Below are 18097 nucleotides of genomic sequence, written 5' to 3'. Positions count from 1 at the left end.
GCCTTTCGGTGTGTTGGCTGAGGTGTGACGATGCTCAGGCGGTCGCGTCGGCCGCGGGAACTACTGCGCCGCTGTGGGGCCGGTGGGGGTCGGTACCCGCGGGGCCGCCGTCGGGATAGAACTGCTGCGCCCACTGGCGCAGCGCCGTGAATCCCTGAAATTCCTTGCGGCTCAACGCGGGTGGATCGGAGTAGCGCTGGTGTGCCCAGATGTCGATGTCGGCCTCGAACTGTTCGATGACGAAATCGGCCATCGTCTTGCCGTACCGGGTGATCTCCGGGCTGTCGTCGCCCGGCTTGCGGCCGATCCACACCGTGAACCGGACGTCGGAGGTGTATGCGTCCACCGGGGTCACCGCGGGCATGGTGCGGTTGTCGACCATGCCCCAGCTCTTGGTGATCGAACAGCCCAGCCCGGCGTTGATGGACTCCACGCCACTGCTGACGTCCGATTCGCTGACGCCCTCGTCGAAGGCGATGGTGAAATCCACGTAGGACACCGGGCCGGAGAAATCGTGGCGGGTGAACTCCGGCACGAACGGCGTCTTGTGCACGACCTTGAAATGCGCGAAGTCGACGCCGTTCTCCATGATGTACTGCGGATGCAGTTCCAGCCCCGGCCGGAACAGTGTGGCCGCCGGCACCGGCGGGTAATAGTCGGCGGCGGTCTTGTCGTCGCCGAACGCCTCGAAGATGTCCGGCACCTCGAAATACGGTGCGCGACCGTCGATGTCGTACCAGATCCACACGGCCTCGTTGCGTTCGACGACCGGATAGCTGCGGATGCGGCGACCCTTGTTGGGATGTGACTCGTAGGGGATGCAGACGTTGCGCCCCTGCCGATTCCACTCCCATCCGTGGAACGGGCACACCAGGTTCTCGCCGTCGACGCGCCCGCCGTAGCCCAGATGCGCACCGAGATGTTCGCAATACGCGTCGAACACCGCCAGCTGCCCCGATGCGGAGCGCCACGCGACCATCTCGCGGCCGAAGTACTTCATCTTGTGGACCGCGCCGATGGGAATCTCGGTGCACCACGCGACCTGGAACCAGCCCGTCGGCTCCATCGACAAGGGTGGTTTTGCCATCTCGATCCTCCACGTTCGGCGAGGGCTGTACGCCGCGGCGCGGACTGCTGAACCCGCGCCCGGCGACACAAGCGTAGAACCCTCTATGAAAGAAAACAAGAGGGTTCGTTGAAACTGGATGTCGCGAGTTCAGAGGCGGTATTATCGACCGTCGTGACGGATGTAGAGGTGACCGGGCGGCGGGCGAACAAGCGGGGTATCCAGTCGCGTGAGGCCATGCTCGAAGCCGCGATCACCTCGCTGGCCACCGGCGACCCCGCGGCCGTATCCGGCAACCGGATCGCCCGCGACATCGGCGCCACCTGGGGAGTCGTGAAATATCAGTTCGGCGATATCGACGGACTGTGGGCGGCGGTGCTCCGCTACACCGCCGACAAGCGCGGTGACCTGCCCGCCGGCATCGCGACGGAAGGGACCCTGGCGGAACGGGTCAGCGCTCTGATCAACACGATGGCGATCGGTTTGCGCCGGCCCGAATCCCTCGCCATCGAGACTCTGCGCGCCGCTCTGCCCCGCGACCACGCCGAACTCGAACGCGACTATCCTTTGACCGCCGCCGAACTCGCCTCGTGGAAACCCAACTGGGACAAGGCATGTGAACGTGCGTTCGCCGACCTGGGCGTCGACCCGGTGAAGATCCGCCGGGTCGCCGCCCTCATCCCCGCCGCCATGCGCGGTATCACCTCCGAACGCACCCTCGGTACCTACGGCAACCTCGACGACGCCATCCAAGGACTCATCGACGGAATGGTCGCGTACCTGGAGAAGTGAGGTTTCCGGCGGCGACCGGCCGTTAGGACCGGCTCAGCGCCCGGTACAGCCAGTCCTGCGCCGCGCCGGTGGTGGTCGTGCCGGTGATCTGCGTGGTGAGCGTCCAGTACCGGCGAATGCGCGGATGGTTGTCGTCGGCGCCGTAGAGAAGCCGGCGCCGGAACTCGGCCGTGGGGCGGACGCGCCGGGCCGCGGCGTGGGCGGCGAGGAATCGGTCGAGTTCGGCGCCGGGCCGCGGTTCGACGTGGTCGGCCACCAGCGGGTCCACGATCGCGCAGGCCTCGGCGATACCGGCAAGCAGTGCGCGTTTGTCGCGAACATGTGCGGGATCGTGGCGCCAGAGCTGTTTCGCCAGCGCGGCGGTCAACACCGGATCGGTTGCGGCGATGGCGAGTTCGGCGTAGGCGACGACCTGGCGGGGTGTGGGATCGGCGGGCGGGGCCGGAACGTTCATCGTGACGAACGCGTCGAACAATTCCGGTGTGATCGGGGTGAGCAGGCGGCGCCAGAATGCGACGAGATCGTCGTAGGCGCGTTGGCGGTCACCGACGGCGGCCAGCAGTTCCAGCCGCGCGGCGCGCTGGGCGGGCGAGGCGTTCGCGACCGCCGCCAGCGCCGCCCTTCGCCAGGTCAATGCCGCCAATTCGGTACCCAGCGAAGCTTTTTCGATGGCGACGGCGTCGGTTATCGACGTGGTTCCGGTGAGTACGCCCATGATCGCGGGCAGCCCGAGGCCCAGCGCCCGCAGGCGACGCACCAGCTGCAGTCGATCGACCGCGGTCGCCGGATCGAACAGTCGATGCCCGGCCGCGCTGCGGCGCGCCTCCAGCACCCCTTCGTCGCAGTAGAAGCGGATGGTGCGGACCGGGACGCCGGTGCGCACGGACAGTTCCCCGATGGTCATCAGACCGTCTCGACGTGTGCTGTGAGTCACAATCGCTGGAACCTCCACCCGACTGGAACTCCTACGGTACTGCAACACCGATCCGGCGAGGAGTTCCGAAAATGGCGAGAAAGACAACCATCGAGACCGCGCAGATCTGGCAGGCCGTCGCCGTCGAGCGCACGAGTCTCGTCGAACTGCTGCGGTCCCTTCCCGAGAATGGGTGGGAGCAGCCTTCGCTGTGCGCGGGCTGGCGGGTTCGCGATGTCGTCGCGCACCTGATCCTGTCGGCCGATTCCGGCGTCGGGGCGATCCTGTTCAATCTGATCCGAGCCCGAGGCGACTTCGACCGCATGGTCCGCGACACCGCCATCCGCCACGCCGACCGCCGGACCACCGCACAGTTACTGGCCGAGCTGCACGACAGCATCGGCGCCCGGGTCACGCCCGTCGGCACAACCCCCGTCGACCGGCTGATGGATCTGCTCGTGCACGGTCAAGACATCGCCATCCCACTCGGCATCCCGCGCGAAATGCCGGTAGCGGCAGCAGAATTGGCGCTCGACCGCATATGGAACGGCGGCTTCCCGTTCCACGCCCGCAAGAAGTTCGGTGACTACCACCTCGTCGCTTCCGACAGCGAGTGGACCGCCGGCACCGGACCGGTGATCGAAGGTTCGGTCACCACCCTGCTCCTGCTCGTCACCGGCCGCCGGCCCGCCCCGGACCAGCTCACCGGGGAGGGGGCGGCCCAGCTGCTGGCCGAGCGAGCAGGCGATAGCTCGCCGTGAGGCTCCCGCGCCGCGATGTCGCGTAGAACCATTTGTGCTTCGCGGGAGAGGTTGCCGCCACCCTCGAGCCGGGTATCGGTCGCCGCTGATTTCGCGTACGCAGCCTGCAGCAGCCCGGAACCGGCCGTAGGCGCGCCACCGATGAATTTCGGGTGGGCCCGCCGTCCTGTCTCTGAACGCATCGACCGACAGGAGTCCAGCTATGACGCGACCGTTTCGATTCGGGGTTGTCGCCCCGCTCATGACCGACGTGCCGACGTGGCGGGATCGCGTGCGCCGCATCGCCGACAGTGGTTACTCCACGTTGCTGGTGGTCGACTTCCCGCTTACGCAACCGGCGCCCGGTCCTCTGCTGGCCACCGCCGCGGCCCTGACCGACCTGCGGGTGGGCACCTGGGTCTATGCCTCCCCGCTGCGCCCGCCGTGGCAGACGGCGTGGGAAGCGCACTCGCTGTCGCTGCTGACCGAGGGGCGCTTCGAGATGGGCATCGGCACCGGCAGGCCGGGAATCGAGGACGAGCTGCGCGACAAGGGGCTGCCCGTCGTCTCGCCGAGCGAGCGGCTGGCCGAGGTGCGCAAGACGGTGGAGGCGCTGCGAGATCTCGACGGCCCCGACCGTCACACGCCGGTCGCGATGGCCGTCCTCGGTCCGAAGGCCCGGGCGCTGGCGGCCGAGGTCGCGGACACGGTCACCTTCGCGCTGGGGGACCAGTCTCGCGGCGAAGTCGAGAAGCTGGCCCGCGACTTCCGCATCGCCGGGGCCCCGGAACTCGCCCTCGCCGTGCCGGTCGTCGGCGACACTGTCGCCCCGCATATGGCGCCCCCTGACACCGACCCGGCCGCTCTGCGCGCGGTGGACGCACTGGCCGTGCTCCCGGACGACCCGGCGGCCGCGGCCGAGGAAATCCAGCGGCGGCGCGAGGAGATCGGCTTCTCCTACTTCGTTTTCGGCGCCGACGTCGCCGAGCGGCTCGCCCCGGTCGTCGCCGAACTCGCGGGGCGCTAGGGCCGAACTCGCGGGGCGCTAGGGCGGGTCGGCCCCGGCCGCTGATCGCAGAGCGCGATCGGGCCACGGCGGGCAACTCCACCGGCGCGTAGTCCAGTATCGAGGGCCGGAGGTGGATCGGGCGGTCACGACCGGATCGCCACGGCAGCCTCGAGATCACTGCCGCGGTGGCAGCATCCGACCGACTTCGCGCCAGGAAGAGGACCAGCGCGCCGTCGCTCCTCGACCGGTCTGCTGCGATGGAAGCTTGTTCGGCGAGGTGGCGCTGTGAGCGGACCTGATCGGGATCTTCGAGGTGTGCTGTCGCGGCGGTCGGATGGTCGTTCGGGTGACTGCTCGACGGTACTGACGTCAGGAATGCATGTCGTGCGGCCCTGCGGCCGGGTCGGTCGACGGCCCGCCCGCATTGCGTGCTTCGACGGCATGGATGGTCTTGACGAGCTCTTTGTCCAGAACACGTTTGCCGACCGTGCCGATCACCGCCTCGAGGAGATGCCCCGTCAAGTTCTTGCCTTCACGCACCACGACGGCATCGACTTCGGTAGTCCCGTCGGGCATGGGTGTGAGTGTGTAGGTGTGGCCGGACGCGCCGCCCCACATATTGGAGTCGGTGGTCGTCATGACGACGTGGTGCGGGTCGGACCAGTCGTAGCGCAGGCGCTCCCAGATGCGGTGCGAGCCCTCGGTGACGTCGGCGTGGGTGGCGTCCTGGGAGTGGACGTGAAGGTATTCGTCGGTGCTGTTGCCGAACAGCTTCGACCGGCCCGGACCGAAGTCGGTGAGGGCGGCGACGAACTGCTCCGGTGTCGACGTGGTGGTGTGCGTGAGGTGGATGGTGGACATCGTGTGCTCCCTGAAACGAGTAGTCGATGTGGTGGTTCGACAGCGGCAGGCAGGTTCCTCCCTGCTCGGCGACCATGTCGTGGGCAGGTGGGCGGACAGGAGCGGCGCCGGCGTGCGGCGGTGATATCGGTGCCGGACCGAACGCGGCGCTGTCGGGCTCGCCGCGGGCAGTGGTGCCCATGACTGCTCCTCGGATCGCATCGCTGTCGAATCCAGCCTCGCACCCTGGCCCTGTCGCCGCACCCGAAACGGACGTCCCGATTCAGCGTGGTTACCGTCGCCAGCCGTCGACCGGATATGTCCGAGGCTGAACAGGCGTTGTAGCGGATCCACCCAGCTGAACCCTTCGGTGTTACCGCTGGTGGGAAGGCATGAGTGGGGCGGGTGGGGCTCGAACCCACGACCAGCGGATTATGAGTCCGCGGCTCTAACCGACTGAGCTACCGCCCCTCGCCGCGCTGCACGCGCGTGGGGGATGCTACCGGGTCGGGGGTGCAACGGCCTAGTTGGGTTCCGGGGTCAGCGCCTCGCGGTGAAAACGGATGGCGCGAAGGTGGTTTCGCCGTTGCGCGTCAGTAGCCGGCGAGCAGGGCGTGCAGTCTGGTCAGTTGGGCAGGAGTGAGGGCGCTGCGGACGCGGGTGCGGTGCTCGGGGCGGCGTCCCCACAGGACGAGGAGACGGGCCGCCGCGTCCAGATCGAGACCAGGCTCGTCGGACTCCGCCTCGGCGAATCCCAGTTCAGCGCAACCGGATTCGACCGACAGTCGAATATCGAGAGCACCCGCTGAGCGCAGCCGCACGTGGAGATCCTGATCCGGGAACGGATCGCGGCGCACACCCGCCGCCAGCAGCATCGGGCCGAGCACCCGGACGGCGTGGGAGGTGAGTTCGGGCTGGCCGAGGAGTTCGTCGCCGATGGCGTCGTCGCCGGTGATGTCCCAGCGGTGGAGGGCGAACTCGCTGCGCAGATGGGGAAGGAACATCGCCACCGGCATGGTCCGGCCGGTCCAGGGAATCACCGCCTCGCGGTCGATGGCCAAGACCTGCCCGAGCAACCCCCGCAGCCGCTGCTCCTCGAGCTCCAGCCGTCGCAACAACTCCGCATCACTCATCGCCCGGAACGGTGCCTCCCGCTCCTCGAAGCCGCGCGTCGCGGGCACCGGATCACCGTTCAGATACGGCTCCAGGTGCCGGCTGACCTCGACGGCCCCGGCCACGAGATGCGCGGTGACCTCATGCGCCGTCCACCCCGCACACGCGCTGACGACATCCGGTGCGACGGCCCGCCGCGCCTCGAGAAATGCCCCGGCCTCACGACTCTGCTGCACTGAACTCATGCCGGGACAGTAGAAGCGAAACCCTTCGGCCCCCACCGAACTATGCCGGCTACCCGCCCATGACGTAGCACGTCTGTCACTCCAGCGCCACAGTCCGATAGCGAATGGCCTGCAGGATCGGCTGATGACAGCCATCTACGCGAGCGAGCAGGTAACCGAACAGCCCACCGCGTGCATTGCGCCCGTGCAGTCGCGGTACCGGGAAATATTCGGTGATACCTGGTACGAGGAACGGATCGGGGCGCTGGTCCTGCGGTCGGGGCGCCTGTGTGCGGTGATGACACCCGCCGGGCTGGGCACATCGGTGCTGGGCATGCTCGGCGATCTGCAGGTGCCGGTGATGGCGGTCGGGGTGGGGAATCGATGCGTATGGTCGTTTCTCGCCGAGAATCCCAGCTGCGGTGAGGGAGCGGGGTGGTGGTCTCTGGACCTGTTCCGCTGCTTCGTCACCCAGACCAGACCCGGCGCGTTGATCGCCCTCCCGACACCCGGCAATCCGCGCCGCACGTGGGTGCGCGAACCGCAGGACACCGTGCCGGATCTCCGCCTGGTCGCCGAGACGATCGTCGCCGCCTAGTGCGGGATCGGTACCGCGCGGGCGGCCGTGGTGCAGTGGCACCCATCGCGCACCCGGTGAACTTTCCGTGCAAACCTCGGCGAAAAAGGCGGAAAGCGCGGAAAGACGCCGAGGTTTGCACGAATAGTTCACCGAAATCCCGCCGATTCCCGCAGATGGCACCCAGACGATTCCATTGAGAACTTTCGATGAATCTCTGCCCGACATCGATGAAACACCCTGGTAAGCGCCGTTTTCGACGATGAGCAGGGGATTGTGGGCGCCGCCCGCACACCGCACCATCACGAGGGTGAACAGCGAACTGATCATCCTACTGCTGGTGATCGTCACGGCGCTTGCCTTCGACTTCACCAACGGTTTTCACGACACGGGGAATGCGATGGCCACGTCCATCGCGACGGGTGCCCTCAAACCCACGACCGCGGTGACACTTTCGGCGCTGCTGAATCTCGTCGGTGCGTTCCTGTCGGTGGAGGTCGCGTTGACGGTCACCAATGCGGTGATCAGGATTCAGAACAAGGACGGAACGCCGAAGGCGGAGTTCACCGCGGATCACGGGCGGGCCTTGCTGATCATCGTGATGGCCGGGCTGATCGGCGGCATCATCTGGAATCTGCTGACCTGGCTGCTGGGTCTGCCGAGCTCGAGTTCGCACGCGCTGTTCGGCGGATTGATCGGCGCCGCAATCGCTTCCGGCGCGGGTGTGGTGTGGATCGGGCACGGGAAGATCGACGGTGTGGTGGGCAAGGTGATCATGCCCGCGCTGTTCTCACCGGTGATCGCGGGCATCGTTGCCGCGGTCGGCACCTTCCTGATCTTCAAGATCGTGGTGGGTATCGGCGAACGGTTCACCGAGGCCGGTTTCCGGTGGGGGCAGATCGGTACCGCCTCACTGGTCTCGCTCGCGCACGGCACCAACGACGCGCAGAAGACGATGGGCGTGATCACCCTGGCGCTGATCGGCTACAGCGCCTCCGACCCGCAGTCGACCGGCCCGTTCGCCTGGCACGAAACCGACAATGTGCCGCTGTGGGTGAAGTTCGCGTGTGCCGCCGCCATCGCCCTGGGCACCTATATCGGCGGCTGGCGCATCATCCGCACCCTCGGCAAGGGGCTGGTCGAGATCAGCTCGCCGCAGGGTATGGCGGCCGAAGCATCCTCGGCCACCATCATTCTCGCCTCCAGCCACCTCGGCTTCGCGCTCTCGACCACGCATGTGGCCACCGGCTCGATCCTCGGCTCCGGTGTCGGCAAGCCCGGCGCGCGGGTGCGCTGGAACATCGCGCTGCGCATGGTGGCGGCGTGGGTGATCACCCTGCCGGCCGCCGCGGTGGTGGGTGCGGTGATGTGGGTGATCGCGGCGAAGATCCCCACGCTGCTCGGCCCGCTGATCGCCTTCGCGATCCTGTGCGCGCTCTCGGTCTACATGTACCGGCGCGCCCAGCTGCAGAAGGTCGACCACACCAACGTCAACGCCGAATGGGACGAGCCGGTCGCTCCCGCGGACACGATCGCGAAGGTCTGAGAACCATGGAAACGATAAAGCTCGTTCTCGAATCGGTCTGGAAGATCCTGCTCGTCGGCATCGTGCTGGGTGCCGGTCTGCCCGCGCTGTTCGCCGTCGGCGTGCGCGGCCTGGCGGTGGCCAACGGACACGAGTCGGCCGACGAGACCGTTCACCGGCCCAATCCGTTCGGCGCCGCGGTGGCCGTCGTGGTCTTCGCCGTCGTGGTCGCCGCGATCGCCGTCGGTATCACGATCATCGTCGCGTCCGGTTTCGGCAAGGCGGTCAGTTTCGAGCACATCTACCCGACGCTGGTCGAGAAGTAGGAGTACACAGGTGAATTCGAGGACCAACGACGAGGGCCTGCTCGCCCAGATCCTGGATTGGCTACGCGCGGGCTACCCGGACGGCGTCCCGCCGAAGGATTACTTCCCGCTGCTCGCACTGCTGAAGAAACAGCTGAACCAGGACGAACTCGACCGGATTCTCGGCCTGCTGCTGGCCGGCCGGCCCGATGTCGTCGATCGCGAGCAGGTGGAGGCGGCGATCGTGGAGGTCACCCGCTGCGATCCGAGCGAGGACGATCTGCGGCAGGTGGCGGCGAGACTGGCCGCCGGTGGCTGGCCGCTCACCGGATTCCACGACTGAAGGGCGGATATGCGGCGCAATCTCAGTGCTGTCGCCGACCTCGGGTCCGCGGTCGATCTGACCGACACCACCGGATTCACGGTCGACGACATGGACGACGACGACCCCGTACTGCTCACCGCCACAGACGGTTTCGTCGTCGACACCTGGCGGGAAGGCTATCCGTACCCGCCCGCGAAGCAGGAACCCGACATCGTCACTCCCGCCGATCCGCTCATCGTCGGCCGCGCTCGCGACGTGGTCGGTTCCTGAACCCGGTTCACGGCGTCCGATCCAGCACCAGGTCCGACAGTCGCACCGCGTACATCGAAACCAATACGGCCTCTTCGTGTCCCGGCACACCGGGCGGCACATACGCGCGCACGGCTTCGGTCTCGCGCACCAGATCCAGCAGCGCCGCCCGCAGTACGTCGGGGCGGGGTGAGGTGGTCAGCGTGTGAAAGCTGTAGCGCCAGCGGTAATCGTCGATCAAGCGGTGCAGTCGCTCGGCCTCGACCACATGGTGGTACCGCACCCCCTGTGAATGGGAGTCCATGGCGATCAGCAGCTGCTCGACCTCGGCCAGCCGCTCCTCGGTGCCGACCGGAGGCGCGCTGTAGGCGATCTCGCCCGAATCGCGAACGGCGTGCGCGCAGGCCTGCGGCAGATTCCACGGCAAGGACAGCTGCGCCTGCGCGCCGTACTCCGGTCCCGGCCAATGCGGGCCCGGACCGGTGTCGACGGCGAACAGCACCGCGTAGGGATAGCCCGCGCGATGCAGCGGTTCGTTGTCCTGCCACGCCGGTCGCTGCGCCGCGTAGTCCAGCATCCGCCGGCGCAGCCGGACCATCGTGCGCAACGCCCGGTAGCGGTCGGGCCGGGCCCAGCCGAAACCGTTGGCGATCAACTCGTGACGCACCGTCGCGTTCAGCCGATCCCAGCCCGGGCCGTCGGTGCAGGCGGCGATGCGCACGGAGTATCCGTTGCCGAACAGGTGGCGCAACAACTGCCGCTCCTCCGCGGCCACCGCGTCGGGCGGGCCGGGCAGCAGGACCGCGCGCAGCGAATCCGCCCCGTCGAATCCGTCGCTACCGATGTGCACGTCGATATGACCACGGATCGCGAGTGCCGCCAGCTGCGCGGCGACGATGCGGCCGTAGCGGGCGGCACCCTGTTCGTGCATCGTCGGCGCGAGCAGCATTCCGGCCTGCAGCACCGTCATTCGGGTCGATAATCGTTCGAACGCCGCCGTCATCTGGCCGGGATCCGGAGGCATGCACACCACTCACTCTGTGACACAGGGCAATCAGGTCCGCACCAGTGTAGAGCCCGGCGTGGCGTACATTCGGCAATATCGGGAGGGATCCCCTGTCAGATTGTGATCCCGGCCCGGATCAGTTTGCCGGTGATGTTGCGCGGCAACGGCTCCGAGGTGATCCGCCACCGTTCGGGCACCTTGAAATAGGCCAGCCGCTCACGGGCGAATGCGCGGAGATCCGCCTCCGACGCCGTGGACCCCTCGGCGAGGACGACGACGGCCGCCACCTGCTGCCCCAGATCGGGGTGCGGTTCACCGACGACGGCGCATTCCACGACGTCGGGGTGTTCGTCGAGGCACTGCTCGATTTCGACCGGGTAGATGTTCTCGCCGCCGCGCAGGATCAGATCCGATCTGCGGCCGGTCAAGCGCAGGCGGCCCTGTTCGACGACGCCGAAATCGCCGGTGCGCAACCACCGCTCGGCATCGATCGCCGCCGCGGTGGCTTCCGGGTTGCGCCAGTACCCCAGCATCACGAAGGGGCTGCGGACGTAGACCTCCCCCTCGACGCCCTCGGGCACGGGAGTCCCGTCGGCATCGCGGATCTCGAGTGCCACGCTGATGATCGGCCGGCCCAGGGTGCCGGGGGATTCGGCGAGGTCGGCGGGAGTCGCGACGGCGACGGCGGTACTGCATTCGGTGAGACCGTAACTGTCCACCAGGGCGTCGGCCGCGAACGGAACCTCCTCGCGCAGACGCTGTTTGAACGCCGGTGACGACGGCGCCGACGCGAGGGCGAACGCGGTGAGCGAGGAGGTGTCGTAGCGTCCGATATCGCCGTGTTCGAGCAGCCGGGAGGCCATGGTCGGGACCGCACCCCAGTTGGTCACCCGTTCCGTCTCGATCAGGCGCAGAATTCGGTCGGCGTCGAATCCGCCCTGCGGCATGATCACGGCACTGCCGGTGGCCAGCCGCGGCACCACCAGGTTGTGCAGGCTGGCGATGTGGAACAGGGGAGAGGTCAGCAGGCAGCGCAGATCCAGCGGTGCACCGGGCTCCGGCGTCTTTCCGGTGAACGCGGCGGCGAGCGCGTCGGTGTATTCGAAATAGCCGGTGACGGCCAGCAGATTGCGCTGGGAATGCAAGGCCGCCTTGGGTTTTCCGCTGGTCCCGCTGGTGAAGAGGATGACGGCGGGATCGTCCTCCGCCACGTCGGGGACCGTGGGTTCGGCGCCGGCGTGGGCGGCGATCAGACGCGGCAGATCCTCCTCCATGGTCACCACGGCGGCGGGGGTGTCGATATCGGCGAGCAGTTTCGCCCGCTTCGCGTCCACGACCACCACGGCCGGTTCGGTCAATGCCAGGCCGTACTCGATTTCGCGCGGCACCCACCAGCCGTTGAGCCCGACCGCGATCGCGCCGAGGCTCTGCGCCGCCCAGAAGGCGATCACCCATTCGACGGTGTTCGCGGCCAGGATCGCGACCCGGTCGCCGCGCCCCACTCCGTACTCCTCGTGCAGCGCGGCCGCGAGAGCGGCTGCGGCTGCGGCATGTTCGCGATAGCTCAGCCGCCGGTCCTCGGTGACGAGATAGTCCCGGTCACCGAAGGCGACCGATGCGGCGAGCAATTCCGCGACCGCGCGGCGGCGATGCCGCAGCACCGGCATACGCGCGCCGAGCACCTCCTCCTCGACGAGCTCGAACCGGCCGCCCGGACCGGTCAGCTCGCGCATGACGGCGGCGATATCGGGCATGGACGTGGTGGTCATGGGCGGTCCTTCTGTGTGCGGCGTCACAACCACCGCACTGTGTCACGCCCACCGGCGGTATATGCCGACGTTTCCGCTCAGCGAGACTTCCGCGCGGTTACGCGCGACTCGGCGAGGAGGCGAGCGGGCGACCGCCCGTCCGGACCGCCTGACCGCGCCGCGCGGCCGATACCTGGCGTCGCCCGCGGGTCTCGGCGGACAACGCACGCGAGGTGCGGGCGGCCGCTTCCGCGACCAGCGGGGCGAGTCGTTCCATGGTGGCGAAGTTCGTTTCCCCGCACAGGCAGATCGCGGCCAGCGGCCCCTGCGGACCCCGGATCGCGGCGGCCACGCTCGGAAGTACCCGGCCCACCATCGCATTGGCGTATTCGCCGCGGTCGAACGACAGTCCGCGGTTGCGGCGGATGCGGTTCAATTCGCGATGCAGGCTCGGCACGTCCCATCCGCGGCCCCGCGCCGGATTCGACAGCTGCTTGCCGAGCAGCGCCTCCACCTCCTCCGGTGGCAACCAGGCCAGCATGGCGCGGCCGCCGGTGGTGAGGTGGGCGAAACTGCGGCGCCCCACATGCGATTCGAGTGTGCGCGCGAACGGGCCGCCGAGCTTGTCGAGGAACACCTCGTCGGCGCCCTCCAGCGCCGCCAGGTGTACCACCAGTCCGCTCCGCAGCTGCAACTCGTGCAGGTGCTCGGCCGCCGCCTCGCGGATCTCGCCGTGCCGGCCGTCGTACCCGCCGAGCCCGAGTGAGCGCCGGCCCAGGCAGTAGCCCGACGGGGTGTGCTCGAGCCAGTGCAGTTTCACCAGCTGGTCGAGGATGCGATGCGCGGTGGAGCGCGGGAGTCCGCTGTGTGTGCAGATCTCCACGAGGCTCAGCCGCGTCGACCGGTGCTCGAACATGTCGAGAATGAGCGTCATCCGCTCCACCATCGATGGCGGCAGGGGCCCGGGTGCCGAAGTGGCCAGTGGCATCGATGCCTCCGATCGTGAGTCGCTTCCATCCTGCCCGTCGAATCTGGGCGAGAACCGGAATTGAAGCCCGAGTGTAGTGACGCCAGACACACCGCGCGATGGCGGTCCATCGGCGTTCGTCCGGTATCCCGCTCACCGGAACGATGCCCGAACCGGTCCGGCGGACCTGACAGCGTGGGGCTTTTCGCAAGCGAGAGGAGTGGGCGTGCGGCTCGAGGGAAAGGTTGCGATCGTCACCGGCGGCGCGGGCGGCATCGGCCGGGGGATCGTGCGGGCCTTCGCGAAGGAAGGCGCCGAGATCCTGTTCGTCGACATCAACGACGAGGCCGGACACGAGCTGGAACAGGAGCTGGCCGGCGCCGCGGCGTATCTGCACGCCGATATCACGCGTGCGGAGAGCGCCGAGCTGATCGTCACCGCGGCGGTGGAGCGGTTCGGTTCGGTGCACGTGCTGGTCGACAACGCCCATGTGTCCAAGCAGGCGCCGCTGCTCGAGACCACGCAGGAGATGTTCGATCTGTCCTTCGGCACCGGCTTCTATCCGACCTTCCGATTGATGCGCGCCTGCTATCCGCACCTGAAACGCAACCGCGGTTCGGTGATCAACTTCGCGTCCGGGGCGGGGCTCGAGGGACAGGCCCGGCAGGGCTCCTACGCGGCGGCGAAGGAGGCGATCCGGGCGATCAGCCGGGTCGCCGCCAACGAATGGGCCGCCGACGACATCAATGTCAACGTCATCTCCCCGCTGGCGCTGACCGAGGGCGTCGCGGCCTATATCGAGGCCAATCCGGGCGTCGAGGAGGCCTTGCTCGCGCGTACCCCGTTGCATCGCTTCGGCGATCCGGAAACCGATATCGGCCGGGTCGCGGTATTCCTGGCCAGCGCGGACGCGAAATACATGACCGGCCAGACCCTGATGGTCGACGGCGGTTCCATCAAACTCCGCTGAGGTCGTTTCCGTCCCCGCCCGCGGGCGGGCAGGCGGCTATCGTGGGGTTATGGGCGTGTTCGGCGAGATGTTCCCCGGCAAGAAGCTGACCGACGAGAGCGGCGGTGACAGCGACGGGCAGCAGCATCGGCCGCGGCTGGATCTCGACCTGGACGCGGGCGTGATCCGGCTGTCGAGCACGCCGCGGTCGGATGAGGAGTCGTCCGAGTAATCGGTCCGGGCTGTCACTTCCTGGAATTCGTATGGCCCTGAGTCTAGCAATCTAGATTGCTAGCATGATAGCGTTCTCTCGTGGGTGCCGAGGAAGTCAAGCAGTTCAACGTGTATCTCCCGGTGGAGCTGATCAAGCAGGTCAAATACCGGGCGGTCGAATCGGAGATGTCGCTGTCGGCGCTGGTGGCCGAGGCGCTGCGGGCGTACCTCGGCGCCGAACCGCCGACGCGTGAGAAGGAGAAGTGATATGGCCGCCAGAGGTGTCGAGGCGATCTTCCTGGAGACCCACAACTGGGGGAAATCGGCGAAGTTCTTCCAGCAGCTGGGCTTCGAACTGGAATTCGCCACCGACCACAATTCCGGACAGCTGCGCAACGGGGACGGTCCGTACCTGTTCATCGCCGAGGTGCCGGCGGATCGCGAACCCGGAATGCAGGTCGTGCTGAAAGTGGAAGCGGAACAGGACTTTCCGGCGCCCGTCGAGGTGGTGTCGCCGTTCGCCGACACCCATTACGGAACCCGCGAGATGACCGTGCGCGACCCGGACGGGCGGGTGTGGACGCTGCAGGCTCCCGGTGGTGACCGATGAGCGATACCCGGACCGATGCGGTGCCCGAGCGCACCGCGGTGCCCGATCAGACCGCCGTGCGGGTTGCGCTGTGGCGCGCGCTGCACGTCCGGCTCGATCCGCCGCCGCATGTGCTCGACGACGAGATCGGCCTGCGACTGGCCGATCCGCCGGAGGGCTGGCGGGAGCGCGGCGATATGGATCCGGTGGGCACCAGCCGCTTCCGGGCGAGCATCGTGGTGCGTTCGCGATTCGTGGAGGATCTGCTCACCGAACAGGCCGGGCGAGTGGGCCAATACGTGCTGCTGGGCGCGGGACTGGAGACGTTCGCGCAGCGCAAACCCGAGATCGCCGCTCGCTTCCGGATTTTCGAGGTCGATCAACCGCAGACGCAGGAGTGGAAGCGGCGGCGCCTGGTCGAGACCGGCTACGAGCTCCCGGATTGGTTGCGTTCGGTCCCGGTCGATTTCGAGAAGGATTCGTGGTGGGAGCGGCTGACCGCGGCCGGTTTCGATCCGGCCCGGCCCGCGCTCGTCGCCTCGCTGGGGGTCAGCATGTATCTCACCGACGAGGCCAACCGGGAAACGCTGTCGCTGCTGGCGGCCTCGGCACCCGGTTCCACGGTCGTCATGTCCTTCATGCCGCCACTGGAACTGCTCGACGAACAGGACCGGACGAGCCGGGAGTTCGCGGAATCCGGCGCGGCCGCCTCCGGCACGCCCTTCCGCAGCTTCTACGCCCCCGCACAGATCGTCGCGATGGCCCGGGAGGCCGGTTTCGCGCAGGCGCACCACATTTCGGCGGACGAGCTCAACAGCCGGTACTTCGCCGGGCGCCCGGACGGGTTGCGTACCTCGAACGGTGAGGAGTTGCTGGTGGCGACGACCTGAGTCCCGCCTACGATGAGCCGATGGCGAAATCCCAGCGCTTGCACATCGTGCCGTCCCGATTCAGCGTCGACCACATCCCGGCCGCCACCTTCCCCGAGGACGACGAATGGGTGGCGCTGGTGCGAGCGCCGGAGGGGCTGACGGTCGTCCGCGAGGCTCCGCCGTGGGAGCGGGAGTCGTGCTGGCTCGGCCTGTACGCCGCCACGCCGCGCGAGCTGGACACCTCCGGCGCGCTGACCGCGATCCTGGAACCGTTGACGCGGCACGGAATTCCGGTGTTCGTCGCCTCGACCTACCACGCCGACCTGGTGCTGGTCCCCGAATCGCGCAGCGCCGCCGCGACCGATGCGCTCACCGAGGCCGGATTCGAGATCGCCGGCGACGCGGGCTGACGACGGTTCAGATGTGGTCGCCCTTGTCGCGGTTGCAGCCGCGGCACAGGATCTGCAGATTCGCCGCACTGGTCGCCCCGCCTCGGCTGAGCGGAATGATGTGGTCGAATTCGAGGTAGTGGGTGGCGCCGCATTCGACGCACCGGCCGCCGTCGCGATGCCACACTTCGGCCTTGATATCGGGGGCGATGGACCGGCTGTCGCGTCTGCCCGGTGCGACGGTGAGCCGTTTCGCCACGCGCAGGGCGCCTTCCACGATCGCGGCCACCAATTCCGGTTCGTCGACGTCGAATTCGGCACCGCCGCGCGCCGAGGTCGCCGCCACCGTCACCCCGGTCTCGGTGGCCGATACGGAAACCGCTCGGGCCCAGGGGATTTCGATACCGGCGTCCGGGCCGATGAAGCGCAGCTTCCGGTTCGAGCAGATCAACCGGCCCGCGGACGCGTGCGCGCCGCGCCCCGTCCGCCGGATGCGGGTGGCGGCGGTGTCGAGGTGGACGCGTTCCTGCGGGTCCAGATGCAGATCGGGCACCGCGATCACCGGAAGCTCGCCCGCCCGCAGCCGGGACAGGATGCGCAGCCGGCGCAGACTGCGGCGCAATTCCTCCACGGCCCCGTCGCGCACCCCGAGCGCGGCGACCGTCGCATCGAATCGTTCCAGTTCGGCGCCGGTGATCGTGCCGTCGGCCAGGGCGAAGGCCGCCGTGCGCTCGAGATGCGCGACGGCGGGTCCGCGCAGGGCCGCGCGGGCGGTGCCGGGGTCGATGCGCCGATGGCGGATCCGGGTCCACAGCTCGTCCCAGTCGGGTCCGCTCGGACCGGTGGTGGTCAGGACGTGAAGCGCTCGGATGCGCCACTCGGACAGATAGTCGTCGACCTCCGCCGCGCATGTGCGGCAGGGCGCGGCGCCGAGCAGTCGCCAGCCCCGCCGCCGGCCGCAGCGAGGACAGCCGCGCGGGTCGGTGGGCGGGCCTGGCAACGTCTGTTCGGTCCACCGGGAGCCGTCCCACCAGCGCAGTGACGCCGCGTCCGCGGGATCGGGATGCCAATCGGGGCGGGCGTCCCGAGGCGGCGGCATCGGTGCGGCAAATCTGTTGCGCTGCAATGACAGTCGCTGCGATCGGTGCTGCGCCGAGTCCGCGACGGGTGCGCCGAAGGTCGTGAACAACTCCGCCGCATCGGCGTGTTGCGGCCCGCCCCGCACGAACCACCAGCGGTCCTCGGCGCGGCGGAACTCCGCGAACACCGCGGCCCGCGCACCCGGTTCCGCGGCGACGTCGGCACGCGCCACCAGACCCTCGGCATCCTCGACCGCCACCGCGAGGCCCGGCAGTGCGGTCAGGGGTTGGTCGGGTCCGGACCCGGTGATCAGGATGCGGACGATCTCCGCCTCGGTGCGTGGCAGCGACACCGACAGCCGGGCGGTGCCGGGTTGCGGATCCTGATCGACGGTCACCGCCTGGGAGGGATGGCGCGGCGCGTTGAAATACACCACGTCGCGAGCGGAGCGGACCCGCCCGCCGGCGGTCAGCAGGACCGCATGCGCATCCAGCAACGCCGTCGAACGCCACGAAACCAGTACCGACAGAAGCGAAGTCGGCACCGGCGTGGCGTCGCCGTCGACGGTGGGGCGCATGGTTGTCATCGCCACGAACTATGCCAGGC

The 18097-nt window shown here is 68.3% G+C and carries 21 protein-coding genes, 1 tRNA gene and 1 pseudogene; 14 read left to right on the top strand and 9 right to left on the bottom strand.

All coding sequences use genetic code 11. The features are described from left to right. Positions 1 to 34: 34 nt before the first annotated feature. Positions 35 to 1087: a Rieske 2Fe-2S domain-containing protein gene (locus tag ON23_RS35260; protein ID WP_039784196.1), complete on the bottom strand. Its 1053-nt coding sequence runs from the start codon at positions 1085 to 1087 to the stop codon at positions 35 to 37. 153 nt (positions 1088 to 1240) lie between these two features. On the opposite strand from ON23_RS35260, the gene ON23_RS35255 reads away from it, so the two are divergent. Next, a complete protein-coding gene (locus ON23_RS35255) occupies positions 1241 to 1858 on the top strand; it encodes a TetR/AcrR family transcriptional regulator (RefSeq protein WP_039784194.1) in 618 nt (205 codons plus the stop codon). A gap of 22 nt (positions 1859 to 1880) precedes the next feature. On the opposite strand, the gene ON23_RS35250 is transcribed toward ON23_RS35255, so the two are convergent. Beyond that, complete coding sequence (locus ON23_RS35250) at positions 1881 to 2762, bottom strand: MerR family transcriptional regulator (protein WP_039784193.1); 882 nt, start codon at positions 2760 to 2762, stop codon at positions 1881 to 1883. A 101-nt stretch (positions 2763 to 2863) separates the two neighbouring features. Between ON23_RS35250 and ON23_RS35245 the strand changes: the two genes are divergently transcribed. Together ON23_RS35245 and ON23_RS35240 are read left to right on the top strand one after the other, a co-directional pair. Then, positions 2864 to 3532, top strand: coding sequence for a maleylpyruvate isomerase family mycothiol-dependent enzyme (locus ON23_RS35245; protein WP_051043789.1), 669 nt, complete (start codon positions 2864 to 2866; stop codon positions 3530 to 3532). Between the two features lie 202 nt (positions 3533 to 3734). Next, on the top strand, positions 3735 to 4538 hold the full coding sequence (locus ON23_RS35240) for an LLM class flavin-dependent oxidoreductase (protein WP_039784192.1): 804 nt from the start codon (positions 3735 to 3737) through the stop codon (positions 4536 to 4538). Between the two features lie 351 nt (positions 4539 to 4889). Here the strand turns inward: ON23_RS35240 and ON23_RS35235 are convergent, their stop codons facing one another. The 3 genes from ON23_RS35235 to ON23_RS35225 form a co-directional block, all read right to left on the bottom strand. After that, the gene (locus ON23_RS35235; protein ID WP_039784191.1) at positions 4890 to 5381 is read right to left on the bottom strand and encodes a hypothetical protein; all 492 of its coding nucleotides are present in this window, start codon (positions 5379 to 5381) and stop codon (positions 4890 to 4892) included. A 376-nt stretch (positions 5382 to 5757) separates the two neighbouring features. Continuing rightward, positions 5758 to 5831, bottom strand: a tRNA-Ile gene (locus tag ON23_RS35230). Between the two features lie 122 nt (positions 5832 to 5953). Next, the gene (locus ON23_RS35225; protein WP_051043787.1) at positions 5954 to 6718 is read right to left on the bottom strand and encodes a maleylpyruvate isomerase N-terminal domain-containing protein; all 765 of its coding nucleotides are present in this window, start codon (positions 6716 to 6718) and stop codon (positions 5954 to 5956) included. A 124-nt stretch (positions 6719 to 6842) separates the two neighbouring features. Between ON23_RS35225 and ON23_RS35220 the strand changes: the two genes are divergently transcribed. From ON23_RS35220 to ON23_RS35200, 5 genes and pseudogenes are all read left to right on the top strand, one after another. After that, positions 6843 to 7295 (top strand): hypothetical protein, encoded by a 453-nt coding sequence (locus tag ON23_RS35220; protein WP_039784190.1) that lies wholly within the window; start codon positions 6843 to 6845, stop codon positions 7293 to 7295. A 289-nt stretch (positions 7296 to 7584) separates the two neighbouring features. Then, positions 7585 to 8820, top strand: a complete 1236-nt coding sequence (locus ON23_RS35215; protein WP_039784322.1) for an inorganic phosphate transporter — start codon at positions 7585 to 7587, stop codon at positions 8818 to 8820. A 5-nt stretch (positions 8821 to 8825) separates the two neighbouring features. Then, positions 8826 to 9125 (top strand): hypothetical protein, encoded by a 300-nt coding sequence (locus ON23_RS35210; protein ID WP_039784187.1) that lies wholly within the window; start codon positions 8826 to 8828, stop codon positions 9123 to 9125. A 10-nt stretch (positions 9126 to 9135) separates the two neighbouring features. Continuing rightward, on the top strand, positions 9136 to 9447 hold the full coding sequence (locus ON23_RS35205; protein WP_051043786.1) for a DUF3349 domain-containing protein: 312 nt from the start codon (positions 9136 to 9138) through the stop codon (positions 9445 to 9447). Between the two features lie 9 nt (positions 9448 to 9456). Beyond that, positions 9457 to 9615, top strand: a pseudogene (locus tag ON23_RS35200) (polyphosphate kinase 2); the annotation flags it as partial. Between the two features lie 91 nt (positions 9616 to 9706). Here the strand turns inward: ON23_RS35200 and ON23_RS35195 are convergent. The 3 genes from ON23_RS35195 to ON23_RS35185 form a co-directional block, all read right to left on the bottom strand. Further along, positions 9707 to 10648 carry a hypothetical protein gene (locus tag ON23_RS35195; RefSeq protein ID WP_039784183.1) on the bottom strand — a complete coding sequence of 314 codons (942 nt, stop codon included), beginning with the start codon at positions 10646 to 10648 and terminating at the stop codon, positions 9707 to 9709. Between the two features lie 149 nt (positions 10649 to 10797). Beyond that, positions 10798 to 12453 carry a steroid-24-oyl-CoA synthetase gene (gene casG, locus ON23_RS35190; protein ID WP_039784181.1) on the bottom strand — a complete coding sequence of 552 codons (1656 nt, stop codon included), beginning with the start codon at positions 12451 to 12453 and terminating at the stop codon, positions 10798 to 10800. 97 nt (positions 12454 to 12550) lie between these two features. Beyond that, positions 12551 to 13366 (bottom strand): IclR family transcriptional regulator, encoded by an 816-nt coding sequence (locus tag ON23_RS35185; RefSeq protein ID WP_051043785.1) that lies wholly within the window; start codon positions 13364 to 13366, stop codon positions 12551 to 12553. A gap of 259 nt (positions 13367 to 13625) precedes the next feature. Here ON23_RS35185 and ON23_RS35180 point away from each other — a divergent pair, with 259 nt between their 5' ends. From ON23_RS35180 to ON23_RS35160, 6 genes are all read left to right on the top strand, one after another. Beyond that, entirely contained in the window at positions 13626 to 14369 is a 744-nt protein-coding gene (locus ON23_RS35180; RefSeq protein WP_039784317.1) for an SDR family NAD(P)-dependent oxidoreductase, read from the top strand. 49 nt (positions 14370 to 14418) lie between these two features. Continuing rightward, complete coding sequence (locus ON23_RS38665; RefSeq protein WP_167331925.1) at positions 14419 to 14580, top strand: hypothetical protein; 162 nt, start codon at positions 14419 to 14421, stop codon at positions 14578 to 14580. Between the two features lie 80 nt (positions 14581 to 14660). Next, complete coding sequence (locus tag ON23_RS35175; RefSeq protein ID WP_036499828.1) at positions 14661 to 14828, top strand: ribbon-helix-helix domain-containing protein; 168 nt, start codon at positions 14661 to 14663, stop codon at positions 14826 to 14828. 1 nt (position 14829) lies between these two features. Beyond that, complete coding sequence (locus ON23_RS35170) at positions 14830 to 15171, top strand: VOC family protein (protein ID WP_039784179.1); 342 nt, start codon at positions 14830 to 14832, stop codon at positions 15169 to 15171. Further along, the gene (locus ON23_RS35165; RefSeq protein WP_039784178.1) at positions 15168 to 16040 is read left to right on the top strand and encodes a class I SAM-dependent methyltransferase; all 873 of its coding nucleotides are present in this window, start codon (positions 15168 to 15170) and stop codon (positions 16038 to 16040) included. Before ON23_RS35170 ends, ON23_RS35165 begins: the two co-directional genes overlap by 4 nt. A 20-nt stretch (positions 16041 to 16060) precedes the next feature. Next, positions 16061 to 16432 carry an ACT domain-containing protein gene (locus ON23_RS35160; RefSeq protein ID WP_039784177.1) on the top strand — a complete coding sequence of 124 codons (372 nt, stop codon included), beginning with the start codon at positions 16061 to 16063 and terminating at the stop codon, positions 16430 to 16432. Between the two features lie 7 nt (positions 16433 to 16439). Here the strand turns inward: ON23_RS35160 and ON23_RS35155 are convergent, their stop codons facing one another. Next, positions 16440 to 18077 (bottom strand): HNH endonuclease, encoded by a 1638-nt coding sequence (locus tag ON23_RS35155; protein ID WP_244969791.1) that lies wholly within the window; start codon positions 18075 to 18077, stop codon positions 16440 to 16442. Positions 18078 to 18097 lie beyond the last annotated feature (20 nt).

Origin of the sequence: Nocardia cerradoensis NBRC 101014 (genome assembly GCF_000308535.1) — a bacterium.
Classification (GTDB): Bacteria; Actinomycetota; Actinomycetes; order Mycobacteriales; family Mycobacteriaceae; genus Nocardia; species Nocardia cerradoensis.
This window is presented reverse-complemented; position numbering and strand designations above follow the sequence as displayed.